The organism is Nocardioides dubius, assembly GCF_039528155.1.
Taxonomy (GTDB): Bacteria; Actinomycetota; Actinomycetes; order Propionibacteriales; family Nocardioidaceae; genus Nocardioides; species Nocardioides dubius.
This window is the reverse complement of sequence record NZ_BAAALG010000013.1, coordinates 180,729-181,458: the sequence shown is the minus strand read 5'-3', so window position 1 is coordinate 181,458 and position 730 is coordinate 180,729. Positions and strand designations below refer to the sequence as shown.

Below are 730 nucleotides of genomic sequence, written 5' to 3'. Positions count from 1 at the left end.
GGTCAGCCGTTCAGCCTCGCTGCACGCTCGAGACGCTGGAACGACTCTTCGGCGTTCTCGATCGCCATCGCCGCCGCATCGCTGCGACAGTAGGTCACCATCGTGCGAAGCCGCTTCCTGTCCTGGGGCTTCAGCTCCGTGTCGCGGAAGTCGCGGACGGAGATGAGCCCGGCAAGGACGGCGAAGTCGGTGCAGTGGCGTGAGCTCGCCGGGTCGCGGACGATCTCGGTACGGGCGGCCGCCTTGCCGACGAGCGCTCCCACCAGGTTCGGCCGAAGTACGGTCCCCGCGCGGCCTTCCACCCGAACGCTCACGGCCTCGGTACGGCGAGGGCCTGCGTGGTCCCGGGCGCAGAAATCGTGGGTGCGCCGTTGACCCCCAGTCGCGCAGCCGACCGTTCGCCCACGCCCTCGGGGATGAGGACGTCGATCTGGGCCTCGTCGAGGCGCCACCGATGTTGGACTCCCTCACCGGTGGTGTCGGCCGTGAACCCGAGGCGCTTGAGCGCCCCGGTGAACCTTGCGAGCAGATCGACATCGGCACGGATGTTGATCACCGCGTCGATGTCGTTCGTGGGGCGGGTGGGCGATGCGCCGCGCTCGGCGCAGTGCAGATGGACGAGTTGGCCGCCGACAAGGGTCCACCCGTGCGGCACGGTCTGTTACACGTCCATCAGGGCATGCCATGACTGGCGCTGTCCGTCGGGCATGGCGGGCATCTCAATCACGAG

At 68.6% G+C, this 730-nt stretch carries 2 protein-coding genes; both read right to left on the bottom strand.

Going from position 1 to position 730, the window contains the following annotated elements:
* Positions 1 to 2 precede the first annotated feature (2 nt).
* The gene (locus ABD151_RS18025) at positions 3 to 314 is read right to left on the bottom strand and encodes a hypothetical protein (protein ID WP_343996202.1); all 312 of its coding nucleotides are present in this window, start codon (positions 312 to 314) and stop codon (positions 3 to 5) included.
* Positions 311 to 655, bottom strand: coding sequence for a hypothetical protein (locus tag ABD151_RS18020; RefSeq protein WP_343996201.1), 345 nt, complete (start codon positions 653 to 655; stop codon positions 311 to 313). The genes ABD151_RS18025 and ABD151_RS18020 overlap by 4 nt, the downstream gene beginning before the upstream one ends.
* Positions 656 to 730 lie beyond the last annotated feature (75 nt).